We start from the raw sequence: 24,429 nt of genomic DNA on the forward strand, positions 1-24,429 counted from the left end.
TAATCATAAATATATTGTATTATTGTATTATTATATATTTAGATAGTATTAATAAAATTTATGATTTGTAAGACTTGATTTAAATTTGAAAACAGCAAACGGAAGCTAAAGAGTGGAGGTGATAGTTTTGATTGTTGGAGTTGGTATTGATATTGTTGAAATTAAAAGAATAAAAAATGCTATTGAGAGAAATGATAGGTTTTTAGAAAGAATTTTTACAGAGACCGAATTAGATTATCTTAGGAGCAGAAATTTAAGGCCAGAATACGTGTCTGGAAGGTTTGCAGCTAAAGAAGCAGTGGCTAAAGCTTTAGGGACAGGCTTTAGAGGTTTTGATTTTAGAGATATTGAAATTGACAGGACAACACTTGGGAAGCCAATAGTTAGTTTAAAAGGTAAAGCAAAGCAAATAGCTGATAGTCAGGGACAGTATAACATTCATCTTAGCATATCACATGGGGAAGAAAGTGCAGTGGCTTATGCTATATTAGAAGTGGAAAAATAGTTATTTTAGAAAACACTTGTTTTAGTAATAGTATTAAAGGATGAGTAATAGTATTAGTAGTGAAAAGATTTGTTATAGTAGATGACAACTAATAATTGTTTTGTACTTCTCAAGAAATGCTAGGGAGGATAACAATGAAAAAAAATAGACTAATATTTTCCAGCCTTTTAATGCTTTTGTGTTTATTACTAGTAACTTCATGTAATAAAAAACCAAAGGACACCAATGATATTACAACTTTCTTAAAAAACATTGAAAGTTATACTACAGAAATGAGCATGGACATAAAAAATGATAGGCAGACTATTAATTATAGGGCAACACAAACATATTTGAGAGGAGGCGGATACAAATTAGAGCTAAATAGTGACAGAGTGTTCCTTTATAAAACAGATAACAATATTTATGTTAGTGATAAAAATAGTGGTACAAAGTATATACAGAGCAAGGATTTTGACGAAGTGTTTAAACTGAGTTTTATAGGTGAGTACATAGGATTATTATATACAAATGAGGAAATAAAATATGCTATTGAAAGCAATAATGGTATTGAATATACAGTAATTAATCTATTTATACCTGGTAACAATAAAAGTATTAATAATGCATTGCTTTATGTTAATACTAAAAGTATGATACCAGAGAAAATGATTATTTACGATGTTAAGGGTAAAGAAAAAATTCATATAACATATACTAAATTCCTTCCAAATGTGAAGGTTGAATCATCAGAGTTTCTAATTCAATAGTAATGTTAAAAACACAAACAGATGAATTGTACCAAAATAACAGGTGAGGTGAAGGCCATGTTTAGGCATTTAAGGCCGGTATGGGCAGAAGTTGATTTAGATAAGTTAGCTCATAATATGAGAGAGATTCGGAGAATATCTAAGAGTGAAAATATAATAGCTGTTGTAAAGGCAGATGCTTATGGCCATGGGGCTATAGATGTAGCCCCAGTGCTACTTGAAAATGGAGCTAACAGACTGGCAGTAGCAATAATGAGTGAAGCGGTGGAACTAAGGCGTTCAGGCATAAAATGCCCAATAATGATTCTGGGGTTTACACCTCCTAATTTAATAAATGATTTATTGAAATATGATATTGAGCAAGCTGTATTCAGTTATGAATTTGCAAAACAATTGTCAACAATTGCTCAAAAGAAAAACAAAATAGCTAGAATTCACATAGTTGTCGATACGGGTATGGGGAGGATAGGTTTTCTGCCAACAGAAGAAAGTGCAGAAGAAGTATATAATATTTATAAGCTACCGAACATAATTATAGAAGGAATGTTTTGTCATTTTTCTTCAGCGGACGAAACAGATAAGACTTATACTTATGAACAAGTGAAAAAATATGATGATTTTTACGACAAGTTGAAAGCGAAAGATGTGAACATAAACATGAGGCATATGGCTAATAGTGCTGCTATTATAGATTTACCAGAAACTCATTATGAAGCAGTACGTCCAGGAATAATAATATATGGATATTATCCATCTAATGAGGTAAACAAGGAAAACATAGATTTAAAGCCGGTAATGACATTAAAAACAAATGTTGTATACATAAAAACATTGCCCCCAGGAGAATACGTGAGTTACGGCAAAAAGTATAAAACAGAAAGAGAAAGCATTATAGCTACACTTCCAGTTGGTTATGCGGATGGTTATACAAGACTTCTATTTGAAAAAGGAAAGGTTATCTTAAAAGGTAGCTTTGCTCCGGTAATAGGTAGTATTTGCATGGATCAGTGCATGATTGATGTAACGGAAATTAATGGAGTAAAAGTTGGCGATGAGGTTATACTAATGGGGGAAGATGAAAATAATAAATTTACAGCAGATACAATAGGGGAACTAATAGGAACTATAAGCTACGAAGTAGTTTGCATGATTACTAAAAGAGTCCCAAGAGTTTATATTAAAAAAGGTCATCGTATAAAAATAAGAAACTATGTATAATATTAACGCATTATATGAATAATTAACCATTTATGTGAAGGATAACTTGTCGTAAAAAGGTGAAAATACAGATAGTTTCTTTGACAGATTGACATAGATTGAATTATAATTACTTTATACATAATGTTGCTTAAGTATATTTTACAATTATTTTTACATATTGTTGCTTAAGTAAATAGGAGGTATTAAATTTTCTATGCCAACTTCGAAGAAATTAGTTGTAAACCTATCAGAAACACTTAATGTTGAATTTAATAAGGCACTTCAAAAAGATTGTAAAAAAAGAAGTGAATTTATTCGGGAAGCTATAATACTATATATTGAGGAAAAGAAAAAAATAGTTATATAGATGAAATGAAACGTGGTTATTTAGAAATGGCTGAATTAAATTTAGAAATAGCTGATATGGGTTTTGAAATTGATATTAAAGATTTCAAAGAATATGAAGTTAAGCTTTCGGAGAGTGATTTGTCTTATGACAATAATAGTGAAAAGAGGAGATATATTTTATGCTGATTTGAGTCCGGTTGTAGGCTCAGAGCAAGGTGGGGTTAGACCAGTAATTATAATTCAAAATGATATTGGTAACAAGTACAGTCCCACTATTATAATTGCAGCTATTACGTCGCAGATAAATAAGGCGAAACTACCTACTCATGTTGAGATTTCTTCAGAAGAGTATGGGTTAAATAAAGATTCTGTAGTTTTGCTTGAACAAATAAGAACATTAGATAAAAAGAGATTAAAAGAAAAAATAGGTCATATGACTGATAATGATATGAAAAAGGTAGATACTGCACTTTTAATTAGTGTAGGTTTATAAAACTATAAGGGAATTCAGTGCCCTTATCAAAAACTATAAGGGCATTCAGTGCCCTTATCAAAAACTATAAGGGCATTCGTGTCCTTATTTTTTTAGGAATTTTATATAAATTTCGAAAACTATGTTGTAATAGTGTATAATAATAAAGATGATAGATAGGTAAAGTAGGTAGATATCAAATTTAAATGAGTATCTACTTTTAAGCATTATTTAGGAGGAAACATATGGAAAAAACAATGGACGGATTAAAATCAGTAGCTAGGGAAGTTAGAAAAGATATAGTAACCATGATTACAAAGGCAGCATCGGGTCACCCAGGTGGATCATTGTCTGCAGTAGAAATTATTACTTTTTTATATTTTAATGAGATGAATGTAAGTGCATCTAATAGGAATGACCCAAACCGGGATAGATTTGTACTTTCAAAGGGACATGCAGCGCCAGCATTATATAGTGTACTTGCTGAAAAGGGCTTTTTTGATAAGGAAGAATTAATGAGCCTTAGAAAATTTGGAGCGATGCTTCAAGGACATCCTAATATGAATACTGTGCCTGGAGTAGATATGTCTACGGGTTCTTTGGGACAAGGTATTTCAGCGGCGGTAGGAATGGCACTAGCTGGAAAACTTGATAATAAAGACTACAGAGTTTATTCACTACTTGGAGATGGGGAGCTTGCAGAAGGCCAGGTATGGGAAGCGACTATGTCCGCAGCACATTATAAACTTGATAATTTAACAGCTTTTGTAGACCACAACGGACTACAAATAGATGGTAAAGTTTCTGAAGTTATGGGATCTGATCCAGTGGATGCTAAGTTTGAAGCTTTTGGATGGAATGTTATTTCTATTGATGGGCATGACTTTTTGCAGATTAAAGATGCTATAGATGAAGCTAAGAAAACTAAAGGTAAACCAACAGTTATAATTTGCGAAACTATAAAGGGTAAAGGTGTGTCCTTCATGGAAAATGAAGCTAGTTGGCATGGCACCGCTCCAAGTAAAGAACAATGTGATAAGGCTTTAAAAGAAATTGGAGGTGCTTTATAATGAGTAAAATTGCAACAAGAGAAGCTTACGGAACATCTCTCGCTCAATTAGGAATGGAAAATCAAAATATAGTTGTTTTAGATGCAGATTTATCAAAATCTACTAAAACAGCAGAGTTTAAAAAAGTTGCACCTGAACGATTTATTAACATGGGTATTGCTGAGGGGAATATGATGTCTGTAGCAGCAGGACTTGCTAGTTGCGGTAAGATTCCTTTTGTAAGTACTTTTGCTATATTTGCAGCGGGACGAGCCTTTGAACAAATAAGAAACTCTATTTGCTATCCAAAACTTAATGTTAAAATTTGTGCTACTCATGCAGGGATAACTGTAGGAGAAGATGGAGCTTCTCATCAAGCTATAGAAGATATAGCGTTAATGAGAAGTATACCAAATATGGTAGTTATAAGCCCTAGTGATAATGTTGAAACGCAGGCGGCTATAAAAGCTATTACGGAGTATCATGGACCTTGTTATGTAAGACTTGGAAGAGTAGGTGTTAGGACAATAAACAATGATCCAGATTACAAATTTGAGATAGGGAAAGCTGTGACACTGAGAAAAGGAAAGGAAGCAACTATAATAGCAACAGGTATTATGGTAGATGCAGCGCTGGAGGCTTATAATACTCTAGCTGAGGAAGGAATAAAGGTTAGGGTATTAAATATGCACACTATTAAACCTATTGATGAAAAATCAATTATGGCTGCGGCTGAACAAACGGGACTCATTGTTACTGCTGAAGAGCATAGCATAATAGGCGGACTTGGCTCGGCGGTAGCTGAGGTTGTTACTTCAAATTGTCCAGTGCCAGTTATAAGGGTTGGAGTTAAAGATACCTTTGGTGAAAGTGGTAAGCCAGAAGAACTTTTAAAAGCTTATGGATTAACAGCAGATGGAATAGTTAAAGCTGTTAAAAAGGGTCTTATGATAAAATAAAATAAAATTTTAATATGATTTTCATAATATTAAAATTATAGGAAATCATAAGAATATATATTATTAATAGTACTGAATTTTTGTTGCTGAAATTTCGACAAAACCAAATAGAAAATTTTAAACAAATTCACGAAAACTTTAAATTTTTAATTTATATTAAACTGGTGATTATGTTATAATGTTGTTATTATGGATTTTTGCTAAGTAAATTATAGAAATAGGGTAAGGAGAGTTTAATATGATACAATTTAAGAAAGTAACTAAGATTTATGATAACAATGTAATAGCTTTGTCGAATATTGACGTTACTATTGAAAGAGGGGAATTTGTATTCCTTGTAGGTCCTAGTGGAGCAGGAAAATCCACTTTTATTAAAGTGCTTTTAAAAGAGGTAGAACCAACTACGGGTACTGTTGTTTTAAATGACATTAATGTTACAAAATTAACCAGGAAAAAAGTGCCGTTTTATAGAAGGAAAATAGGAGTAGTTTTTCAAGATTTTAGATTGATTGAAAATTTAAATGTGTATGAAAATGTTGCCTTTGCAATGAGGGTTATAGAAGCTACCCCTAAAGATATTAGGAAAAAAGTACCTTTGGTATTAGATTTAGTAGGGCTTTCAAAAAAACATATGGCTTTTCCTCATGAACTTTCAGGTGGAGAGCAACAAAGAGTATCTCTTGCTAGGGCCATAGTAAATAATCCTACAATCCTAATAGCAGATGAACCAACAGGAAATTTAGATCCTGAAACAGCAACAGAAATTATGGAGATATTAAATGATATTAATAAGGCCGGTACTACAATAATTATGGCGACGCATGCAAAGAATATAGTAGACACTATGAAGAAGAGAGTAATAGCTATAGAAAAAGGTGTTCTAGCTAGGGATGAGCAGAGGGGTAGGTACGGTTATGAAGATTAGTACATTTAAATATTTTATTATGGATGCTTTAAAAAGTTTAAAAAGAAATAAAACTGTTAGTATAGCTTCTATAGCAACAGTTGCTGCCACTCTATTTATTTTAGGTGTTTTTGTATTAATTGTTTTTAATGTTAATTCAGGGATTGATGTAATAGGATCCAAATTTCAGGTAAAGATATCTATTAAAGAGGATATAAGTATAACGGATAAATCAGCTCTAGAAAGAGCTCTGAATGACGTTAAGGGAGTTACTGATATTAAATACGAAACAAAGGCGGAAGCACTAGAGATAATGAAGAAGCAATTTGGTGAAGATAGTAAAGAATTGCTTGCAGGGCTTGAAGAGAATAATCCTCTTCCTAATGCATATGTTGTAAGTGTAGAAAAACCTGAAATAGTAACAGATGTAGTTAAAGCTGCTACGGGACTTAGTGGTGTAGAGAAAATTAAAGACGTAAGAGAACTCGTTGATAAGCTTATAAGGATAACGGATACTTTAAAGATAATAGGGCTTGCGTTATTTGTAATTTTGATAAGTGTATCATTATTCCTAATAGGAAATACAATTAAGCTTACAGTATACTCTAGGAAAAAAGAAATAGGTATTATGAAATATGTTGGGGCAACTGATTGGTTTATAAGATGGCCGTTTATTATTGAAGGTATGATGCTTGGTATATCCGGAGCAATCGTTTCTACTGTAGGGCTATATTATGCTTATAGAATGATTTACGGAAAATTTGCTAATACATTATTAGAATTTTTAGGGTTTACCATAATAAATCCTCAGTTTATATTAAGTACGGTCTTATGGCAGTTCATGTTAGGTGGTTTAATTATTGGGGCCATTGGAAGTGTTATATCAATAAGAAAATTCTTGATAGCATAAATCCAAGGCATTTATTTTCTGGTTTTTGTTATAAATTTATTATATTCACATAAATAATAAATAGAGAATTGTAAAGAGGGGTATAAAATGAGTGATGAAAGTAAATGGAATCAGTTTAAAACTGTAGAAAATAGCGAAGTAAGTCATAAGAATAAAAAGGGCAAATGGATTATGTGGATTATAGTTTTAGTTTTAGTTACTAATTCTATAACGCTATTTGTTTCTACTCAAATTTCCTTTAGAACTCCAAACGGAAATGTTCTAATGGGAAGAGAGGATTATGACGAAGTAACAAAATTCCGAAAATTGTTTTTAGTGAGAAATAAATTGTATGAGCTTTATGATGGTGAAATTAGTGACGAGGTTTTAGTAGAAGGTGCTATAAAGGGTATGACTAATTCCTTAGAGGACCCTTATACAGTTTTTATGAACAAAGATGAGTTTACTGACTTTAATACTCAAACAGAAGGGGCTTACACAGGCCTTGGGCTGCAAGTAGGAGTTAAAGAAGATGATATAGTTGTAATTGCACCTTTTGATGCATCACCAGCTAAAAAAGCGGGAATACTTTCTGGAGATATTATTGAAAAGGTAAATGGAACAGATGTGTCTGGTAAAGAATTAGAAAAAGCTGTTTCAATGATGAAGGGTAAGGAAAATGAAGAAGTTACCTTAACTATTAGTAGAAAAGAAAAGGCTAGTTTTGATGTCAGCATGAAACGTGCTGTTATTGATCTAATAACAGTTAAGGGTGAAATGTTAGAAGGTAATGTTGGATATATCCAGCTTACAATGTTTGATGAAAATACTACTGAAAATTTTAATATAAAATTGAAAGAATTGAAAAGCAAGGGTATGAAAAGCTTAATAGTAGATTTAAGAGGAAATCCAGGTGGTCTTTTAGATCAGGTTGTATCACTAACTTCTAATTTTGTTGAAAAAGGTAAGGTTTTAGTTTATACAGTAGATAAGAATAAGAAGAAAACTGAATATAAATCTGAGGGAGGCCTAGCTGTAGGCATGCCGTTAACGGTATTAACTGATGGAGGATCTGCAAGTGCTTCAGAAATATTTGCAGGAGCTATAAGGGACTACAAGGTTGGTACTTTAGTGGGAGAAAAAACCTTTGGTAAAGGTGTGGTTCAAACTATGCTTTACCAAAAGAGGGATGGTTTTGATGATGGTACTGCATTAAAAGTAACTATTTCAAAATACTATACTCCACTAGGGGAAAATATACATCATATTGGAATTAATCCAGAGGTTGAAGTTGTCTATCCAGAAGCACTTAAAGAAAAACCTTATGATAGAAGTGTGGATCCACAATTTAAAAAAGCTTTAGAACTAGCCAAGGATAAAGTTAAATAATAATACAGGTATCTACCATTAATTTGGTAGATACTTGGTTTTTAAACACTTTTATTCAAGGCTTTTTTACTGTAGCATGAGAGGAGGATTTTAGGACATGGATATTGCAATACATACTTTAAGAGCAGTTGCAGCAGCAATTGTTGACCCTTCTAATGCACTTATTATAATAATGATTTCACTCATTTTTTATAATAAAAACAAGAAAATAGTTGCGATGCAGAAAATGATAATGGGAGATAAATTAGATTCTCCTTTTGAGTTAACTATATCTCAAATTGTAATAGGGATTTTTGCTGGAGCAATAGCTAGTCTGATGTTTACTTATTCAGGATTAGTTTTTGATGAAAATTCAAGTATTTATTTATTGTTTATGGTGTCCTTATTTTTCATGGCATTTAAGCCTAGATTTATATGCTTTTCTTATTCAGGTGCAGTACTAGGTATGGCCAGCCTTTTGTTTAAATATGCAGCTGTTACTTTAAATATGCCTAAGCTTGATGTTATAAATATAGATATTCTGACGCTTATGACATTGGTGGGAATACTTCATATTATAGAGGGAAGTTTAGTAATGTTAGATGGCTCAAGAGGAGCTATTCCTGTTTTTACAAGTAGAGATAATAAAATCATTGGTGGTTTTGCTTTAAAAAGATATTGGGCATTGCCTATTTCATTACTTATACTTTTAAGCGTAGCCACATCAGAGTCAATGACCGTACAAAACATAATGAGTACGGATTGGTCACATTTAATTAGAGGAGATATTGCTTCAAAAATAATGAAAAATTCTGTCATAGCAACCATCGCACTGTATGGAGTTATAGCATACAGTAGCGTTACTTTTACTAAAAGCAAGAAAAAAAAGACTCTTGTTTCTGGAGTTTTAATAATAAGTTATGGTGTGATGCTATCAGCTGTGGCACAACTTGCAGCAATTAACGTGACTTTTCAGTTCTTTGTTTTGATATTTGCAGCAGTAGTTCATGAAGCAATGCTTAGACTGGAAAAATACATGGAGCTCACTTTTAAACCTAAATTCGTTAGCGATGAAGATGGAATAATGGTGCTAGAAGTAGTTCCAAAATCTCCTGCATTTGATATGGGTATTCAAAGTGGAGATTTAATAGTGGAGCTTAATGAGAAAAAAATAGAGTCAGACGCAGAGATTCTAAGTGTAATAAAAGGAAATTTTAATTCTGTATCGTTTAAAATTAAAAAAGCTTCCGGAGGACTAAAAGATGTCAGTTATAGCAATATGAAGGGCAACAAAAGACTAGGAATGGTTGTTGTACCAAGGGAAGTTCCAAAAGATGCTGAAATAGTAAAGGTGGATGACAAAAGTTTTAAAGATGTGCTAGACAAAATGAAGGATAAAAATAAGTAATCCAATGAAGGTTCGGTATGTAGGATGTTCTGATATTAGATCATTCGTTAACAGAATCTAAGTTTACTCCATAAAAAATCCCCTAACGCACTTATTCGACGTCCTGTCTCAGAAGTGCTAGCAGGCCGTCCTGGCCTGCTTACGGGGATTTTTTACTACGTAAACTAAGATTCTGTAAAACTCATTACATACTATCATCACATTCCTACATACTTTCACCTTCATAATCATAACTTATTTTGAATGTGCAGTAAGAGAACCCAATTTAAAAAAATAAGAATTAACGCATTCTACGCAATATATACTTTTGTTAGCAATCTCAAAGAAAAAACGTACAATTTCTAAATTTACAATAATTTATAGAGGATGAAGCAGTACTATGCCGTCTAATTATTAAATTAATGATTTGATTATAAAAATATATGATATAATTATGCTATTATGTTGAGCGGCAGTCACAGGATAAGAGGACATTAAATAAAATTGCAGCGTCAAAAGAAGTTAAATAATATTAATAAGAAAGATAGGTGAATTATTGTGAAATTAACTAGAACTTTTTTACTTGATTTAAAAGAAGTACCAAACTCATTTTATTATGCTTTAAGGATTGAATTTCTATTTCATTCTAATAAATTAGAGGGTAGTACTTTTAATAGAGATACATTAAATCAGTTGGCAGATAAAAATATAGTTTCTGGTACTCATACCTGGGATGATGTTATAGAAACTAGAAACTCTTTAGATGTTTTTGATTTTATAATTGAAACATTAGATGAACCATTATCTTTACAGTTAATTAGAGAATATCATCAATTATTAAAAAATGGTACTTCTGATGATAAAAAGGGGTTTTCAGGTAGATTAAAAAAAATTCCTAATATGCTTAGTGGATTAGATGAAATAAAACTCGCAGAGCCACATGAAGTTGAACCTTTATTATTAGGACTTATTGAGAATTATAATACTAAAAAAGCTTTAAGTATTAATTTACATGATTTATGTTACTTTCATAGTAATTTTGAAAAAATACATCCATTCCAAGATGGTAATGGCAGAATAGGAAGGTTTCTTTTACTTAAACAATGTCTAGAAAATAATATTGATTTAATAGCTATTGATGAAAAATACAATACGGAATATAGGGGTGCGCTATATGAATCTCAATTAAAGGTCAATTATGATAAACTTATTGAGATTTTTAAAAAATGTCAAGGGTATATAAAATCTAAAGAAGATATTATCGTTTCAAGCAATGAGGCATTAAAAAAATTAAAAAATAAATAGTATTAACAATGGGTGGTGGCCTTTTAGTAGGAATGGCAATTGGTGCTATTACTGGTAATTATATGTGGGGAACTGCAGGAGCGTTTTTGGCGCTTGGATCTTCTTATGTTATTAAAGGAATCAAAGGGAAAAAAGAAAGAGATAAGCACTAAGATAGGATGGAAATTCGTAAGAAAACGGGATTCTCGTAAAGGGGTAAACCGTTTTTTTTTTAATGTAATTAAAAATAGAATTAAATTCTTAAAAACAACAAATTTTTGGTATATTAGTGCTATAATGCTAAATACAACAACATAATATTTACATTAGTATATTATGGATAGGATTTTAGCTGATGCTGGAATAAAAGGGGGGGGAGAGAGTAGACGCGCTAGATTAGGTATACAAGCAAAGGAATTATAAGTGTAATTGTAAAATAATGGATTAATTTATATTCTAAAATAATGGGGGTAAAAATATGAAAAAAAGAATAGCTTTTTTAGTAATGTTAATAACAATTGCAAGTTCCCAAATTGCAGCTGCTGATACTGGAGTAGTTGCTGGGAGTGGATTACGGGTTAGACAAAATTCTTCTCTTTCTTCAACTATTTCAGGGTATCTTAATAAAGATACAAAAGTAGAGATACTTGGGAAACAAGGACAATTTTATAAAATAGCTTATAAAGGTAAGACAGGATACGTGCATAGTTCATATATAAATGTTGTGAAAAGTACAACTGCTGTTTCTGAAAGTGGAGATAGTGTACAAGCTTCGATATTAGAAAAACAGGGTGAAACAACAGCAGATTACTTAAATGTAAGATCTGGAGCGGGATTATCTTATTCTGTTAATGGTGTTCTTAAACGTGGAAGTAAGGTTACAATATATGAAAAAACGAATGGTTTTTACAAGATAATGTATAATGGCAAAACAAGCTATGTAAGTTCATTATATGTTGCGATTGTTGAATATAAGACTGTAACCGCAAGCAATAATAGTACAAGCACATCTATAAGTAGAGGCGCTGTGAGCACACCTCAAATAGAATCTACTGGGGTTGGTACTGTTACAGCATCTGATTTTTTAAATGTAAGAGGAACGGCTTCTATAAGCAATAATATTCTGGGTAAAGTTTATCCGAATAATAAGGTGCTTATATATGGAACAGAAGGCTATTTCTATAAAATTAAGTATGCAAGTGGATGGGGATATATATATAAATCATATGTAAGCGTAGTTAATAATGCTAAACAAGCTAACACACAAATAACTGGTGATATGATAATAACATATGCTAGTAAGTTTTTAGGGATACCTTACATATGGGGAGGTACAACGCCACTGGGATTTGATTGTTCAGGGTATGTACAGTATGTTTATAAAAACTTCGATATAAATTTGCCTAGAGTAACTATGGATCAGGTAAATGTAGGAACTGCTGTTAATATAAATGATCTTCAAAAGGGAGATTTAATATATTTCAGAACGAATACATCTCAGCCTAGTCAAGTGTCTCATGTAGGAATATATATTGGAGATAATAAATTTATGCAGGCTCCGAAAACTGGAGATATTATAAGAATATCAGAACTTACTGGCTATTATAGAGATAACTTTGTAATAGGTAGAAGAATGATAGATTAAGAAAGTTATTATATATGATTATAAAAGGACAAGCCAAATTATGGACTTGTCCTTTTTTAATTTGAAGTAAATTTATAGCTATATTACCTATTAGTTATAAAATGTTCACAATATTGACACCTAAACGAAACAATCCCATAGTATTATGAATTACATAAGTTAGTAATCTTCAAAACTGTATAGACCAAGTTATAAAGATTATAACTTAGAAAAAAATAAATTGAAATTATAATATAGCCTTTAAGGGCGGAAATGGAGACGAATTATTATGGGAATTAAAGGAGAAAAAGTATCTAAGAAATCAGGTTTTTCAATTGTTTTGTTTATTGTTGCTTCAGTTGTAGCATTGGTTGGAGTTACATTATTAGTTAATAATATCTTATTGTATAGGAGTACTGTCACTCAAGCCTTAGCTGATGGGTATGATATTGTTACTATAAGAAAAGCATTATTAACATCTCAACTTCTACCAGGAATAGTTGAACCAATTGGTATATATGGAGGTATTTCATTTGTTTTATTTGGTGTAGGTATAGTCAATAAAAAGATTGTAAAATTCTTAACCATGTTAAATGTAAATGAAGTCGAGGTAGGTAATGATACAATCGAAGAAAATATTGCAGAACAAAATGTTTGCGACTTAGAAAATACAGAAGTAACTGAAAACATAGAAACTGTAGAAACTATAGAAACTGTAGAAGTTCTATAAAAGTACAACAAAAGAAAAACATAAAGACTTGTCTTAGTAGTTATACTGAGGCAAGTTTTTTTTTGAGGGTCAGAATATACTATTAAGGCTGTTAATGAATGATTTACATTAATTACTAGTGAATTTATCATAGAATATATTGACATAATAAAGACTTATAGTTAGAATGTAAAGTGAGAACAAATGTTCCATATAAGATAGCGATTAATAATTATTATCGAACAAGGTGGTGATTTTGTGAATGAATTTAAACTGCATTCAAAGTTTAAACCTACTGGAGACCAACCGCAGGCGATTGATAGTCTAGTGCGTGGCATTGAGGAGGATAAAAAGTTTCAAACTCTTAAAGGAGTAACAGGGTCAGGTAAGACTTTTACCATGGCTAATATTATTGAGAGAGTTCAAAAGCCTACTTTGGTGCTTGCTCATAATAAGACTTTAGCGGCACAGCTTTGCTCAGAGTTCAGAGACTTTTTTCCGGACAATTGCGTTGAGTATTTTGTGTCTTATTACGATTATTATCAGCCTGAGGCTTATATTGCACAGACAGATACCTTCATAGAAAAAGATTCATCTATTAATGATGATATTGATAAATTAAGACATTCAGCTACCTCTGCGCTTCTAGAGCGTAATGATGTTATTGTTGTGGCTTCAGTTTCATGTATATATGGACTTGGAAACCCAGAAGAGTATAAAAAACTTACAGTTTCACTAAGGCAAGGTATGGAAAAGGATAGAAATGAAGTGTTAAGACAATTAGTAGATATACAGTATGAGAGAAATGACATTAATTTTATTCGTGGGACCTTTAGAGTAAGAGGTGATACTGTTGATATATTTCCAGCGTCTTCCAGTGGTGAAGGAGTTAGGGTGGAATTTTTTGGGGATGAAATAGATAAAATTAGATCTTTTAATTCGCTAACAGGAGAAATTATTGGATCTTTAAAGCATGTATCTATTTTTCCAGCTTCCCATTTTGCTACTTCAAAGGAAAAATTAGAGCCTGCTATTGAACAAATAGAAGAGGAGTTAGAGATTCGGTTAAAAGAGCTTATATCACAGGACAAATTACTAGAGGCACAAAGGCTTAAGCAAAGAACCAATTATGATATCGAAATGATAAGAGAGGTTGGCTACTGTAGTGGTATAGAAAACTATTCTAGGATCCTAGATGGTAGGCCAAAAGGAACGGCACCTCAAACACTAATGCACTATTTCCCAAAAGATTACTTAATGTTTATAGATGAGAGCCATGTAACTCTTCCACAGGTTAGAGCTATGTTTGGAGGAGATAAATCGAGAAAGACTAATTTAATTGAGTATGGGTTTAGACTTCCATCGGCTTATGATAATAGACCGCTGAACTTTCCAGAGTTTGAGCAGAGTTTAAACCAAACAGTTTTCGTAAGTGCTACCCCAAGTGTTTATGAATCAGAGCATAGTGAAAATGTAGCAGAACAAGTAATAAGACCTACAGGCCTTCTAGATCCTGAAATAGCTATAAAGCCGGTTAAAGGTCAAATAGATGATTTGTATTCTAACATTCAGGACACAATAAAAAGAGGGTTTAGAGTTTTAGTTACAACTCTTACTAAAAAAATGTCAGAGGATTTAACTAAGTACTTTATGGAAATGGGAATGAAAATCGCCTACCTACATTCGGATGTTGATACAATAGAAAGAATGAGAATTATCCAAGATTTAAGGCGTGGCACTTATGATGTGCTAGTAGGTATAAATCTTTTAAGAGAAGGATTAGATATCCCGGAAGTAGCTTTTGTTGCAATACTTGATGCAGATAAGGAAGGATTTTTGCGTTCTGAAACCTCATTAATTCAAACAATAGGAAGAGCTGCAAGAAATTCAGAGAGTAAAGTAATTATGTATGCAGATAGAATTACTAAGTCTATGGAGAAAGCTATTTTCGAGACTAATAGACGTAGAAAAATTCAAATGGACTATAATGAAAAGAATGGTATTACACCAACTACTATTATGAAAGATATTAGGGAAGTGATTGGAGCTGTAACAGTTGCAGAGGATGAAGTGGTGTATGAAACTCTTGAAGCTGCTATGGAAGCAAATTATGAGGAAACTAAAAAGTTAATGGATAGATATGAAAATGAGATGAAGCAGGCAGCTAAGGATTTACAGTTTGAGAGAGCTGCTGAGCTTAGGGATATAATATATAAACTCAAGAAGCAAATTAAAAATATTTAAATACATTTCAACGCAATTCAGGGGATGGTTTAACACACAAAGGAGAAGGTTATGAGGGATAAGATTATTATAAAGGGAGCTAAGGTTCACAATTTAAAAAATGTAGATCTAGAAATACCGAGAGATAAATTAGTTGTGTTTACTGGTCTTTCAGGTTCTGGTAAATCTTCACTTGCTTTTGATACATTATATGCAGAGGGTCAAAGAAGGTATGTAGAATCCCTCTCAGCCTATGCAAGGCAGTTCTTAGGTAATATTGATAAGCCGGATGTTGAGTACATAGAGGGGCTATCTCCTGCTATTTCTATAGACCAAAAAACTACTAATAGAAATCCACGTTCTACAGTGGGTACGGTAACTGAAATTTATGATTATTTGAGACTGCTTTATGCTAAAGCTGGAACGCCTCATTGTCCTAAGTGTGGTAAGGAGATATCTCAGCAAACAGTGGATCAGATGGTGGATAGATTAATGGAGTTGCCACTTAAAACCAAGCTTTTAATTTTATCACCTATAATAAGGGGAAAAAAAGGTGAACATGTTAAAATTTTAGAGAATATTAAAAAGAATGGCTTTGTTCGCGCTAGAATAGATGGAAATATAGTCGAGCTTATGGAAGAGGAAATAAAGTTAGAAAAGAATAAAAAGCATAGTATAGAGATAGTAATTGATAGGATTTCTGTGAAAGAGGAATCTATTGGTAGACTTTCGGAATCACTAGAAAGTGCGCTTAAACTTGCTGAAGGATCTGCAATTGCCAGTATTGTGGATGGGGAAGATATACTTTTTAGTGAGCATTTTGCTTGCGTGGATTGTGGCATAAGTCTAGGGGAACTCGCTCCTAGAATGTTTTCTTTTAATTCTCCATATGGTAAGTGTGATACCTGTGACGGGCTTGGTACTCTTATGGAAATTGATGAAGATTTAATAATGCCAGATAGGAGCAAGAGTATAAAGGGCGGAGCTATATTGTCTTTTGGAGAGGGTAGTCTTAAAGATGATTCGTGGACTTTTGCAGTACTACGGGCACTAGGAGAAAAATATAAGTTTGATCTAGATACACCTATAGAAAAATATGATCCAGAAATTCTTAAAATAATACTTTATGGAACCGGTGGACAACGTATTAAAGTAAACTATGTTAAGGAATTTAGAACGGGTACTTTTAATCACACCTACGAGGGTATTATAAATAATTTGAAAAGACGTTATGTTGATACTTCTTCCGATTATATAAAAAGAGAAATTGAACAATATATGAGTGATAATCATTGTCCTAAGTGCAAGGGAGCCAGGTTAAGTCCTGAGGCACTAGCAGTAACTGTGGGGGGCAAGAATATATATGAATTCTGTAAGATGTCCATTACGGATGAGGTTACCTTTTTAGAAAACATTAAATTATCAGAGAAAAATATGCTTATTGCTAATCAAATTTTCAAAGAGATAAATGATAGACTTAGTTTTCTTAAAAATGTTGGACTTAATTACTTAAATCTATCAAGATCCGCAGGTACGCTTTCTGGTGGAGAAGCTCAGAGAATAAGACTTGCAACTCAAATAGGGTCTAGTTTGATGGGAGTTTTATATATTCTAGATGAGCCTAGTATTGGTCTTCATCAAAGGGATAATGCAAAACTTATTAAGACATTAAAGCATTTAAGGGATATAGGGAATACTTTGATTGTGGTAGAGCATGATGAGGACACTATGATGGAAGCAGATTTTATTGTGGATATCGGACCAGGAGCTGGTGAACATGGTGGAGAAATTGTGGTGGCAGGAAGTATAGAAGACATAAAAAACTGTGAGACGTCAATTACTGGTCAATACTTAAGTGGTAAAAAGAAGATTGTAGCTCCTGAGCATACGAGAGTTTCTAACGGGAACTGTATAAAGGTGATTAATGCTAATCAAAATAACCTTAAGAATGTAAGCGTTACGTTTCCACTGGGAGTTTTTACTTGTGTTACAGGGGTTTCGGGGTCTGGTAAGAGTACACTTATAAATGATATTTTATACAAGGGGCTTAACAAGAAGTTAAATAAATCTAAGAGAAACGCAGGACTTCATAAAGATATTTTAGGGGTAGAGAATATAGATAAAATTATTAATATTGATCAGGGTCCTATAGGTCGTACTCCAAGATCTAATCCAGCTACATATACAGGGGTTTTTGATATAATTAGAGAGGTTTTCTCTATGAGCTCGGAGTCGAAAATACGTGGATATAAGCCCGGTAGATTTAGTTTTAATGTAAAGGGTGGAAGATGTGAGGCTTGTAGTGGTGATGGAATTATTAAAATAGAAATGCAATTTTTATCTGATGTATATGTGCCTTGTGAGGTTTGCAAAGGAAAAAGATATAATAGAGAGACACTAGAGGTTAAATATAAGGGCAAAAATATTCATGAAATTTTAGATATGACTGTTGAGGAAGCTGTAAAGTTCTTTGAAAATATTCCGAGAATTTATAGTAAGCTTCAAACTCTTATGGATGTGGGACTTGGTTATGTTAGATTAGGGCAACCTTCAACACAATTATCGGGCGGCGAGGCACAAAGAATTAAATTAGCCTCTGAGTTATCTAAAAGGAGTACTGGTAAGACTTTTTATATTTTAGATGAGCCTACTACAGGACTTCATATTGATGATGTTAGCAAACTTATTAAAATACTACAAAGACTTGTGGATTCGGGAAATACTGTAGTGGTAATAGAACATAATTTAGATGTTATAAAGTGCGCTGACTATATTATTGATTTGGGTCCCGAGGGTGGAGATATGGGCGGTACTGTTTTATGCACTGGAACTCCAAAAGAAATATCTTTAAATGTAAATTCATATACGGGACAATATTTAAAAAAGATGTTATAATTTAGTATAGGCTAGCATATTATTTCAATGCTAGCCTTTGATTATTTTTTAAAGAGGAGAATATGCAGTATGGGGAATATAAGTTTGATTATGAGATATGCAATTATAGCGATTATTTACATTATAATAATATTTGCACTGCGAATTATGTATAAAGACATGAAAGGTGGCAGTGTAAAGAAGAAACCAGTAGTGAAGAAAACTATGGGGCTTGAGGTTATAGAAAGAGGAGAGAATTTTAATTTAAGAATTGGTGATGTTATTCCTCTAAATGATGAGCTTACCATAGGAAGAAAGGCTGACAATCTTCTGATTTTAGGAGATAAATACGTGTCTTCTAAGCATGCTAGAATATTTTTGAAAAATACAAATTATGTTTTACAGGATTTAAGGAGTACTAATGGCACACTAATGAACAAAAAGAAAGTTGTGGACAAGGTAGATATAAAAAAAGGTGATGAAATTAAAATAGGAACTTCAATTTTTAAGGTTATAGGATAAATTGCGAGTTTGAGTGAGGTGATAGTATGGAAAGTATAGTGGAAGAGCGGAAACTTCTAAGGTATACCTATCTTTTATGCATAGTTTTATTTTTAAATATATCTTTTATTGGTAAACAAGGATTTGATAAAGGTGCAATTATAATGGGTATAATAGTATGCCTTCTTTTTGCTTATTCTCATTTTATAATAACAAGGTTTTTTCCCGATGGAGATAAATATATTTTGCTGTTTTCAAATGTCTTAGCGGTTTTAGGGATGGCAATGCTATATAGGTTAGATCCTTCTATTGCTCTTAAACAACTCATATGGTATACCGTGGGAATTGCTGTATTTATTTTAGTGGTAGTGCTTTTCCCTAGTTTAACTAAGTTTGGAAAGTACAGATGGTTTTATATGATATGTACGCTTATTCTTATGTCTATGGGAAGTTTATTTGGGAAAGAAATAAATGGAGCTAAAAATTGGATATTTATTGGAGGTTTTGGTTTTCAACCTACGGAATTTGGTAAGTTATCACTTGTTGCATATTTAGCAGCAACACTACAATATTACGGAATAAATCTTAAGGGGAAGTCAGAGTTTATGAAATTAAAGCCCTTGATTGAGCCAGGAATTGTAGTTATGGTTTCACTTGGGTTTATGGTGATTCAAAAGGATTTAGGTTCAGCACTTATATTTTTTGCGATTTCAGTAACTATGTTATTTATTGCCACTTCGAATTTTAAATATGTACTAGTATGTCTAGGTCTTTTTATAGTAGGTGGATTTATAAGCTATAAAATGTTTGACCATGTTCAGTTAAGGTTTATGATTTGGGGAGATCCATGGAAGTATGGCTACAATAAAGGACATCAGGTAGTTCAATCATTAATTTCTATAGCGTCAGGAGGACTTTCTGGAACAGGTATTGGGCTTGGATTTCCTTATATGGTTCCAGTAAGAGAATCGGATTTTATTTTTGCGGTTATTTGTGAAGAAATGGGTCTTTTAACTGGGTTTGCTATACTTATATTATATTTTTTACTGTTTTATAGAAGCATGAGAGTGCCTGTTTATGGTAAAAATAAATTTACGAGACTTCTTGCGGTGGGTTATAGTACAATGATAGCGGCACAAGTACTCGTTATAGTAGGCGGCGTAGTTGGAGCTATTCCATTAACGGGCATAACGCTTCCATTAGTTAGTTATGGTGGAAGTTCTATGGTAATAATCTTCTTTTCCCTAGGGATACTTCAAAAGATATCGGAGGATGGACAAAGTTATGAATGATTTTGTGATTAATATAAAAAAGGTCATGTTAGTGTTCTTAATACTTTTTATTGCCTTAATTTCCTACATATCTTATTTTTATATTTTTAATAGTGAAAAAATCGTGGCTAGTACTTTTAATAATAGATTATGGGCAGAAAGAAATAAGGTGTTAAGGGGAACAATTTACGATAAAGATATGGTGGCTTTAACTAAAAGTACAAAAATAGATGCAACCTCTCAAAAAGTGAAATATTTAGGAGGAGAAGCTTTTACTCATGCTATAGGATATATTGACCCTGTTTATGGACTTACAGGTCTTGAAAAAAAATATGATGCAGAGCTTATGGGGAATCAATCAGATGTGTCAAAGTTTTTTTCCTTTGGCACGGATGAGGAGGAAAAGGTTGGTAATAGTTTAAAAACTACACTTGATTCTAAGCTTCAGAAGGTAGCTTTTGATTCGTTAAGTAAATCTGAAATTAAGGGTGGAGGGAAAGTTAAAGGCTCAGTAGTAGCCTTGAATCCTAAAACTGGTGAGATTTTAGCTATGGTGTCAATGCCTACTTATGATCCGAATAATTTAGCTAGAGATTGGGAAACAATACTTGCAAATAAGGATATGCCACTGCTTAATAGGGCTGTATCAGGACTATATCCACCAGGGTCTATTTTTAAAACTATTACTGCTATAAGTGCACTAGAAAACATTCCCGATGTTTACAATAGGAAATTTGAGGATAATGGTAAGTTAGTATTCAATGAAAGTTCATCTTTGGAGAATTTCGGTGGAGAGGCTAATGGAAACATAGACTTTAAATATGCTTTTGTGAATTCGAGTAATGTGGTTTTTGGTACTTTAGGTATAGATTTAGGAAATAATGCTCTTAAAGAAACAGCAGAAAAATTTTATTTCAATAAAGATACTCCAGCACAAGGGTTAACAATAGAAAATAGTAGATTTCCTTCTTACAAAAGTAATGAAAAAGGAAATATTGCACAAAGCGCTATAGGACAGTCTGGAGTTTTAGCTAGTCCTATGGAAATGGCATTAGTTGCAAGCACTATTGCCAATGACGGTATTATGATGCAACCAATGCTTGTTAGTGAAATATTGGATAGTAAAGGTAAATCTATAAAGAAAATAGAACCTAAACTTCTAGAAGAAACTATGTCAAAGCAAACTGCTCAGACTATGAAGGATTTAATGAAAGAGGTAGTAAGTGATGGAACTGGCACTAATGCAGCTGTTTCGGGAATAACGGTTTGTGGAAAAACTGGAACTGCAGATCATAATGACGCTGATGGTAAAGCAATGCAAGCACATTCCTGGTTTATTAGTTTTGCACCTTATGATAATCCACAAATTGCAATTGCAGTAATTGTAGAAGAAGGTGGAGTGGGTGGAGTTGAAGCTGCTAGAATAACTCAAGATATGATTAGTGCTTATTTGAAATAGAAGTAAATACACGAACGTATGATATAATACAGTCAGATATGAAAATAATATCTGACTGTATTATATTTTGTAGAAAAGATGAGCATCATAGGTGAAGACGAACTAAAGAAGGTGACAGCAGATGACAGGTAAGACTCATGCGGGTATTGGTGGCGTGATGTATGTAGCAATTTGTAATAAATTGCCCGGGAAATTTACTTATATTGGTTTGGTTGTGGTTATTTTAGCCTCGATATTACCAGATATAGATTCTCCGAAGAGTATGATTAATAAGTATATATTACCGTTTAAAAACAAAAACACAAAAGTGGCTATATATGTTTGTTTGGGGATAATAATACTATGGTTTGATTTCTTGTATACTAAGGAGATTGCGCTTAAAGCTTTAGCACTATCCTTTATAATTATTGGGTTTTCGACTCACAGAAATGGACTCTTACATAGTTTAACTGGAATGATGTTATTTATGCTAATGATAGGATATACTTGTAATAAATACTCGCTTCCACCACTTGTATATCCTTTTACTATAGGATTTGGGTCTCATTTAGTAGGAGATATGTTTACTAAAATGGGGGTGCCACTATTTTATCCGTTTTTAAAGAAAAAATTTAAGTTTCCATATACATATGTAGTGGGGTCTAAGGTAGGTAGAATTATAGAAGGAATAATTATGGTGTTAGGGCTTATATATACAATTTATGTATTGCCACAAATACTTTGATGAATTAACACAGGTCGATAACTTAGCATATAATGAAAAGGGGGTTTCTAATGTGTTTGATTTTGCATATCAACTAAAGATTCTTCCAGAGGCACCAGGGGTATATCTTATGAGAAATAATCTTGGCGAAATAATATATGTAGGTAAGGCTAAAATATTAAAAAATAGAGTAAGACAATATTTTCAAAGTTCTAAGAGTCATTCTGAAAAAGTAAGGGCTATGGTAAAAAATATAGCTGAATTTGAGTATATCGTAACGGATTCAGAAATGGAGGCGCTGATACTAGAGTGTAATCTTATTAAAAAACATAGTCCTAGATATAATATTTTGTTAAAGGACGATAAGCACTATCCTTTTATAAAGATAACTATAAATGAGGAATTTCCTAGGATTTTTGTAACACGGAACATTGCAAGTGATGGATGTAAATATTTTGGTCCATACACGGATTCATCAGCTGTATATAGTGTTATGGAGCTTATAAAAAAAGTATTTCCTCTTAGAACCTGCAAGAGAACTATAAAAGAGGGGTTGCCCAACACTAGACCTTGTTTGAACTATCATATTGGGCTATGCAAAGCCCCTTGTGCTGGGTTTATTAATAAAGAAGAATATGGGAAAATAATAAAAAATACTGTGGATTTACTTACAGGAAAAGATAAAAATATAAGAGATGGTTTAAAGCAACAAATGGAAATCGCTTCAGAAAACCTGGAATTTGAAAGTGCGGCATTATTTCGTGATAAAATAATGGCTATAGATAAAATAAATGATAAACAAAAGATTGTAATAGGAAATTGTGAAAATGAAGATTTTATTAATGTATATGTTCATGAAAAAGATGTTTGCCTACAGATATTTTTTCTTAGAGATGGTAAGATAATAGGAAGGGAACATTTTATTTTAGATGATTCAGCAGATGAGGTAGGTACTGAACTTATAGAAAGCTTTATAAAGAGATTTTATGGGGGTACAGCCTTTATTCCTAAAACAATATATGTGCCTTTTATAAATGAAGGAGAGATTTTGCAGCAGTGGCTTAGTGATAAAAAAGAAGCAGTGGTTACTATTAAAGTTCCTCAAAAGGGAGAAAAGAAAAAGACGCTAGACATGGTACAAAATAATGCTAGGATAACTTTAGAAGGATTTAAGCTAAAGGATAAGCACGACAAGGAAATTCACAAAGTAGCATTGCAGGAGCTTACAGTGTTATTAAATCTGGATGAAATACCAGAGAGAATTGAATCCTATGATATTTCGAATATTATGGGAGTGGATTCTGTAGGTAGTATGGTAGTTTTTGAAAATGGAAAACCTAAAAATAGTGATTATAGAAGGTTTAAAATAAAATCTGTTATAGGAGCTAATGATTATGATAGTATGAGAGAAATCCTAGAACGAAGGTTTATTCGTGGTCTCCAGGAAGTAGAAAAAATAAAAGAGAGACATTTAGAACTAAGTAAGGGTAAATTTTGTGTGTTTCCTGATTTAATTCTAATGGATGGAGGCAAAGGACAAGTTAATGTGGCGTTAGAAGTTTTAAATAGTCTTAACATTAATATACCTGTTTGTGGGATGGTAAAGGATGATAAGCACAAAACTAGAGGTTTAATATATAATAATATAGAACTAATTATGAAAAGTAATTCTCAAAGTATGCATTTAATTACTAGAATACAAGATGAGGTGCATAGATTTGCCATTACTTACCACAGAACACTTAGAGATAAGAGAACACTATATTCTATATTGGATAATATACCTAATATAGGTGAAAAGAGAAGACGAGAGCTTTTAAAGAAGTTTGGTAGCATTGATAATATAAAAAGTGCAAGTAGCACGGAGCTCATGGAGACACCTTCAATGGATAGTAAGGCGGCGCAGTGTGTTTCAGAATATTTTAAAAACAGTAAATAACGAAAGAGGGTA

General features: G+C 32.5%; 21 protein-coding genes and 1 pseudogene. All 22 read left to right on the forward strand.

The window, feature by feature from the left end; genetic code table 11:
- Positions 1 to 127 precede the first annotated feature (127 nt).
- The 22 genes and pseudogenes from JJD95_RS00100 to uvrC all read left to right on the forward strand — a co-directional run bounded on the left by JJD95_RS00100 (position 128) and on the right by uvrC (position 24,417).
- Entirely contained in the window at positions 128 to 505 is a 378-nt protein-coding gene (locus JJD95_RS00100; RefSeq protein ID WP_291639103.1) for a holo-ACP synthase, read from the forward strand.
- Positions 506 to 639: 134 nt separating this feature from the next.
- Positions 640 to 1,254 carry a germination lipoprotein GerS-related protein gene (locus JJD95_RS00105; protein ID WP_291639105.1) on the forward strand — a complete coding sequence of 205 codons (615 nt, stop codon included), beginning with the start codon at positions 640 to 642 and terminating at the stop codon, positions 1,252 to 1,254.
- 57 nt (positions 1,255 to 1,311) lie between these two features.
- Positions 1,312 to 2,472: an alanine racemase gene (gene alr, locus JJD95_RS00110; RefSeq protein WP_291639107.1), complete on the forward strand. Its 1,161-nt coding sequence runs from the start codon at positions 1,312 to 1,314 to the stop codon at positions 2,470 to 2,472.
- Positions 2,473 to 2,668: 196 nt separating this feature from the next.
- Positions 2,669 to 2,988: pseudogene (locus tag JJD95_RS00115) on the forward strand (CopG family transcriptional regulator).
- The gene (locus JJD95_RS00120) at positions 2,948 to 3,295 is read left to right on the forward strand and encodes a type II toxin-antitoxin system PemK/MazF family toxin (RefSeq protein ID WP_291639109.1); all 348 of its coding nucleotides are present in this window, start codon (positions 2,948 to 2,950) and stop codon (positions 3,293 to 3,295) included. Before JJD95_RS00115 ends, JJD95_RS00120 begins: the two are co-directional and overlap by 41 nt.
- 224 nt (positions 3,296 to 3,519) lie before the next feature.
- A complete protein-coding gene (locus tag JJD95_RS00125; protein WP_291639111.1) occupies positions 3,520 to 4,344 on the forward strand; it encodes a transketolase in 825 nt (274 codons plus the stop codon).
- Positions 4,341 to 5,282, forward strand: coding sequence for a transketolase family protein (locus JJD95_RS00130; RefSeq protein ID WP_291639268.1), 942 nt, complete (start codon positions 4,341 to 4,343; stop codon positions 5,280 to 5,282). The genes JJD95_RS00125 and JJD95_RS00130 overlap by 4 nt, the downstream gene beginning before the upstream one ends.
- 238 nt (positions 5,283 to 5,520) lie before the next feature.
- Positions 5,521 to 6,207 (forward strand): cell division ATP-binding protein FtsE, encoded by a 687-nt coding sequence (gene ftsE / locus JJD95_RS00135; protein WP_291639113.1) that lies wholly within the window; start codon positions 5,521 to 5,523, stop codon positions 6,205 to 6,207.
- The gene (ftsX, locus tag JJD95_RS00140; protein ID WP_291639115.1) at positions 6,197 to 7,096 is read left to right on the forward strand and encodes a permease-like cell division protein FtsX; all 900 of its coding nucleotides are present in this window, start codon (positions 6,197 to 6,199) and stop codon (positions 7,094 to 7,096) included. Before ftsE ends, ftsX begins: the two co-directional genes overlap by 11 nt.
- 171 nt (positions 7,097 to 7,267) lie before the next feature.
- The gene (locus tag JJD95_RS00145; RefSeq protein ID WP_291639270.1) at positions 7,268 to 8,464 is read left to right on the forward strand and encodes a S41 family peptidase; all 1,197 of its coding nucleotides are present in this window, start codon (positions 7,268 to 7,270) and stop codon (positions 8,462 to 8,464) included.
- Between the two features lie 97 nt (positions 8,465 to 8,561).
- Entirely contained in the window at positions 8,562 to 9,851 is a 1,290-nt protein-coding gene (locus tag JJD95_RS00150) for a PDZ domain-containing protein (RefSeq protein WP_291639117.1), read from the forward strand.
- A 537-nt stretch (positions 9,852 to 10,388) separates the two neighbouring features.
- Entirely contained in the window at positions 10,389 to 11,135 is a 747-nt protein-coding gene (locus tag JJD95_RS00155) for a Fic family protein (protein WP_291639119.1), read from the forward strand.
- Between the two features lie 8 nt (positions 11,136 to 11,143).
- Complete coding sequence (locus tag JJD95_RS00160; protein ID WP_291639121.1) at positions 11,144 to 11,287, forward strand: hypothetical protein; 144 nt, start codon at positions 11,144 to 11,146, stop codon at positions 11,285 to 11,287.
- Positions 11,288 to 11,592: 305 nt separating this feature from the next.
- Positions 11,593 to 12,759, forward strand: coding sequence for an SH3 domain-containing protein (locus JJD95_RS00165; RefSeq protein WP_291639123.1), 1,167 nt, complete (start codon positions 11,593 to 11,595; stop codon positions 12,757 to 12,759).
- Positions 12,760 to 13,027: 268 nt separating this feature from the next.
- A complete protein-coding gene (locus tag JJD95_RS00170; protein ID WP_291639125.1) occupies positions 13,028 to 13,468 on the forward strand; it encodes a hypothetical protein in 441 nt (146 codons plus the stop codon).
- Positions 13,469 to 13,705: 237 nt separating this feature from the next.
- Entirely contained in the window at positions 13,706 to 15,691 is a 1,986-nt protein-coding gene (gene uvrB, locus JJD95_RS00175; protein WP_291639127.1) for an excinuclease ABC subunit UvrB, read from the forward strand.
- A 51-nt stretch (positions 15,692 to 15,742) separates the two neighbouring features.
- On the forward strand, positions 15,743 to 18,565 hold the full coding sequence (gene uvrA / locus JJD95_RS00180) for an excinuclease ABC subunit UvrA (RefSeq protein ID WP_291639129.1): 2,823 nt from the start codon (positions 15,743 to 15,745) through the stop codon (positions 18,563 to 18,565).
- Positions 18,566 to 18,634: 69 nt separating this feature from the next.
- On the forward strand, positions 18,635 to 19,066 hold the full coding sequence (locus JJD95_RS00185; protein ID WP_291639134.1) for an FHA domain-containing protein: 432 nt from the start codon (positions 18,635 to 18,637) through the stop codon (positions 19,064 to 19,066).
- Between the two features lie 26 nt (positions 19,067 to 19,092).
- On the forward strand, positions 19,093 to 20,337 hold the full coding sequence (locus JJD95_RS00190; protein ID WP_291639136.1) for an FtsW/RodA/SpoVE family cell cycle protein: 1,245 nt from the start codon (positions 19,093 to 19,095) through the stop codon (positions 20,335 to 20,337).
- Positions 20,330 to 21,775: a penicillin-binding protein 2 gene (locus JJD95_RS00195; RefSeq protein ID WP_291639139.1), complete on the forward strand. Its 1,446-nt coding sequence runs from the start codon at positions 20,330 to 20,332 to the stop codon at positions 21,773 to 21,775. The genes JJD95_RS00190 and JJD95_RS00195 overlap by 8 nt, the downstream gene beginning before the upstream one ends.
- A 121-nt stretch (positions 21,776 to 21,896) precedes the next feature.
- A complete protein-coding gene (locus JJD95_RS00200; RefSeq protein ID WP_291639141.1) occupies positions 21,897 to 22,499 on the forward strand; it encodes a metal-dependent hydrolase in 603 nt (200 codons plus the stop codon).
- Between the two features lie 52 nt (positions 22,500 to 22,551).
- The gene (uvrC, locus tag JJD95_RS00205; RefSeq protein ID WP_291639143.1) at positions 22,552 to 24,417 is read left to right on the forward strand and encodes an excinuclease ABC subunit UvrC; all 1,866 of its coding nucleotides are present in this window, start codon (positions 22,552 to 22,554) and stop codon (positions 24,415 to 24,417) included.
- Positions 24,418 to 24,429: the final 12 nt, after the last annotated feature.

This window comes from Clostridium sp. (assembly GCF_016650035.1).
Lineage (GTDB): Bacteria > Bacillota > Clostridia > Clostridiales > Clostridiaceae > Clostridium_AD.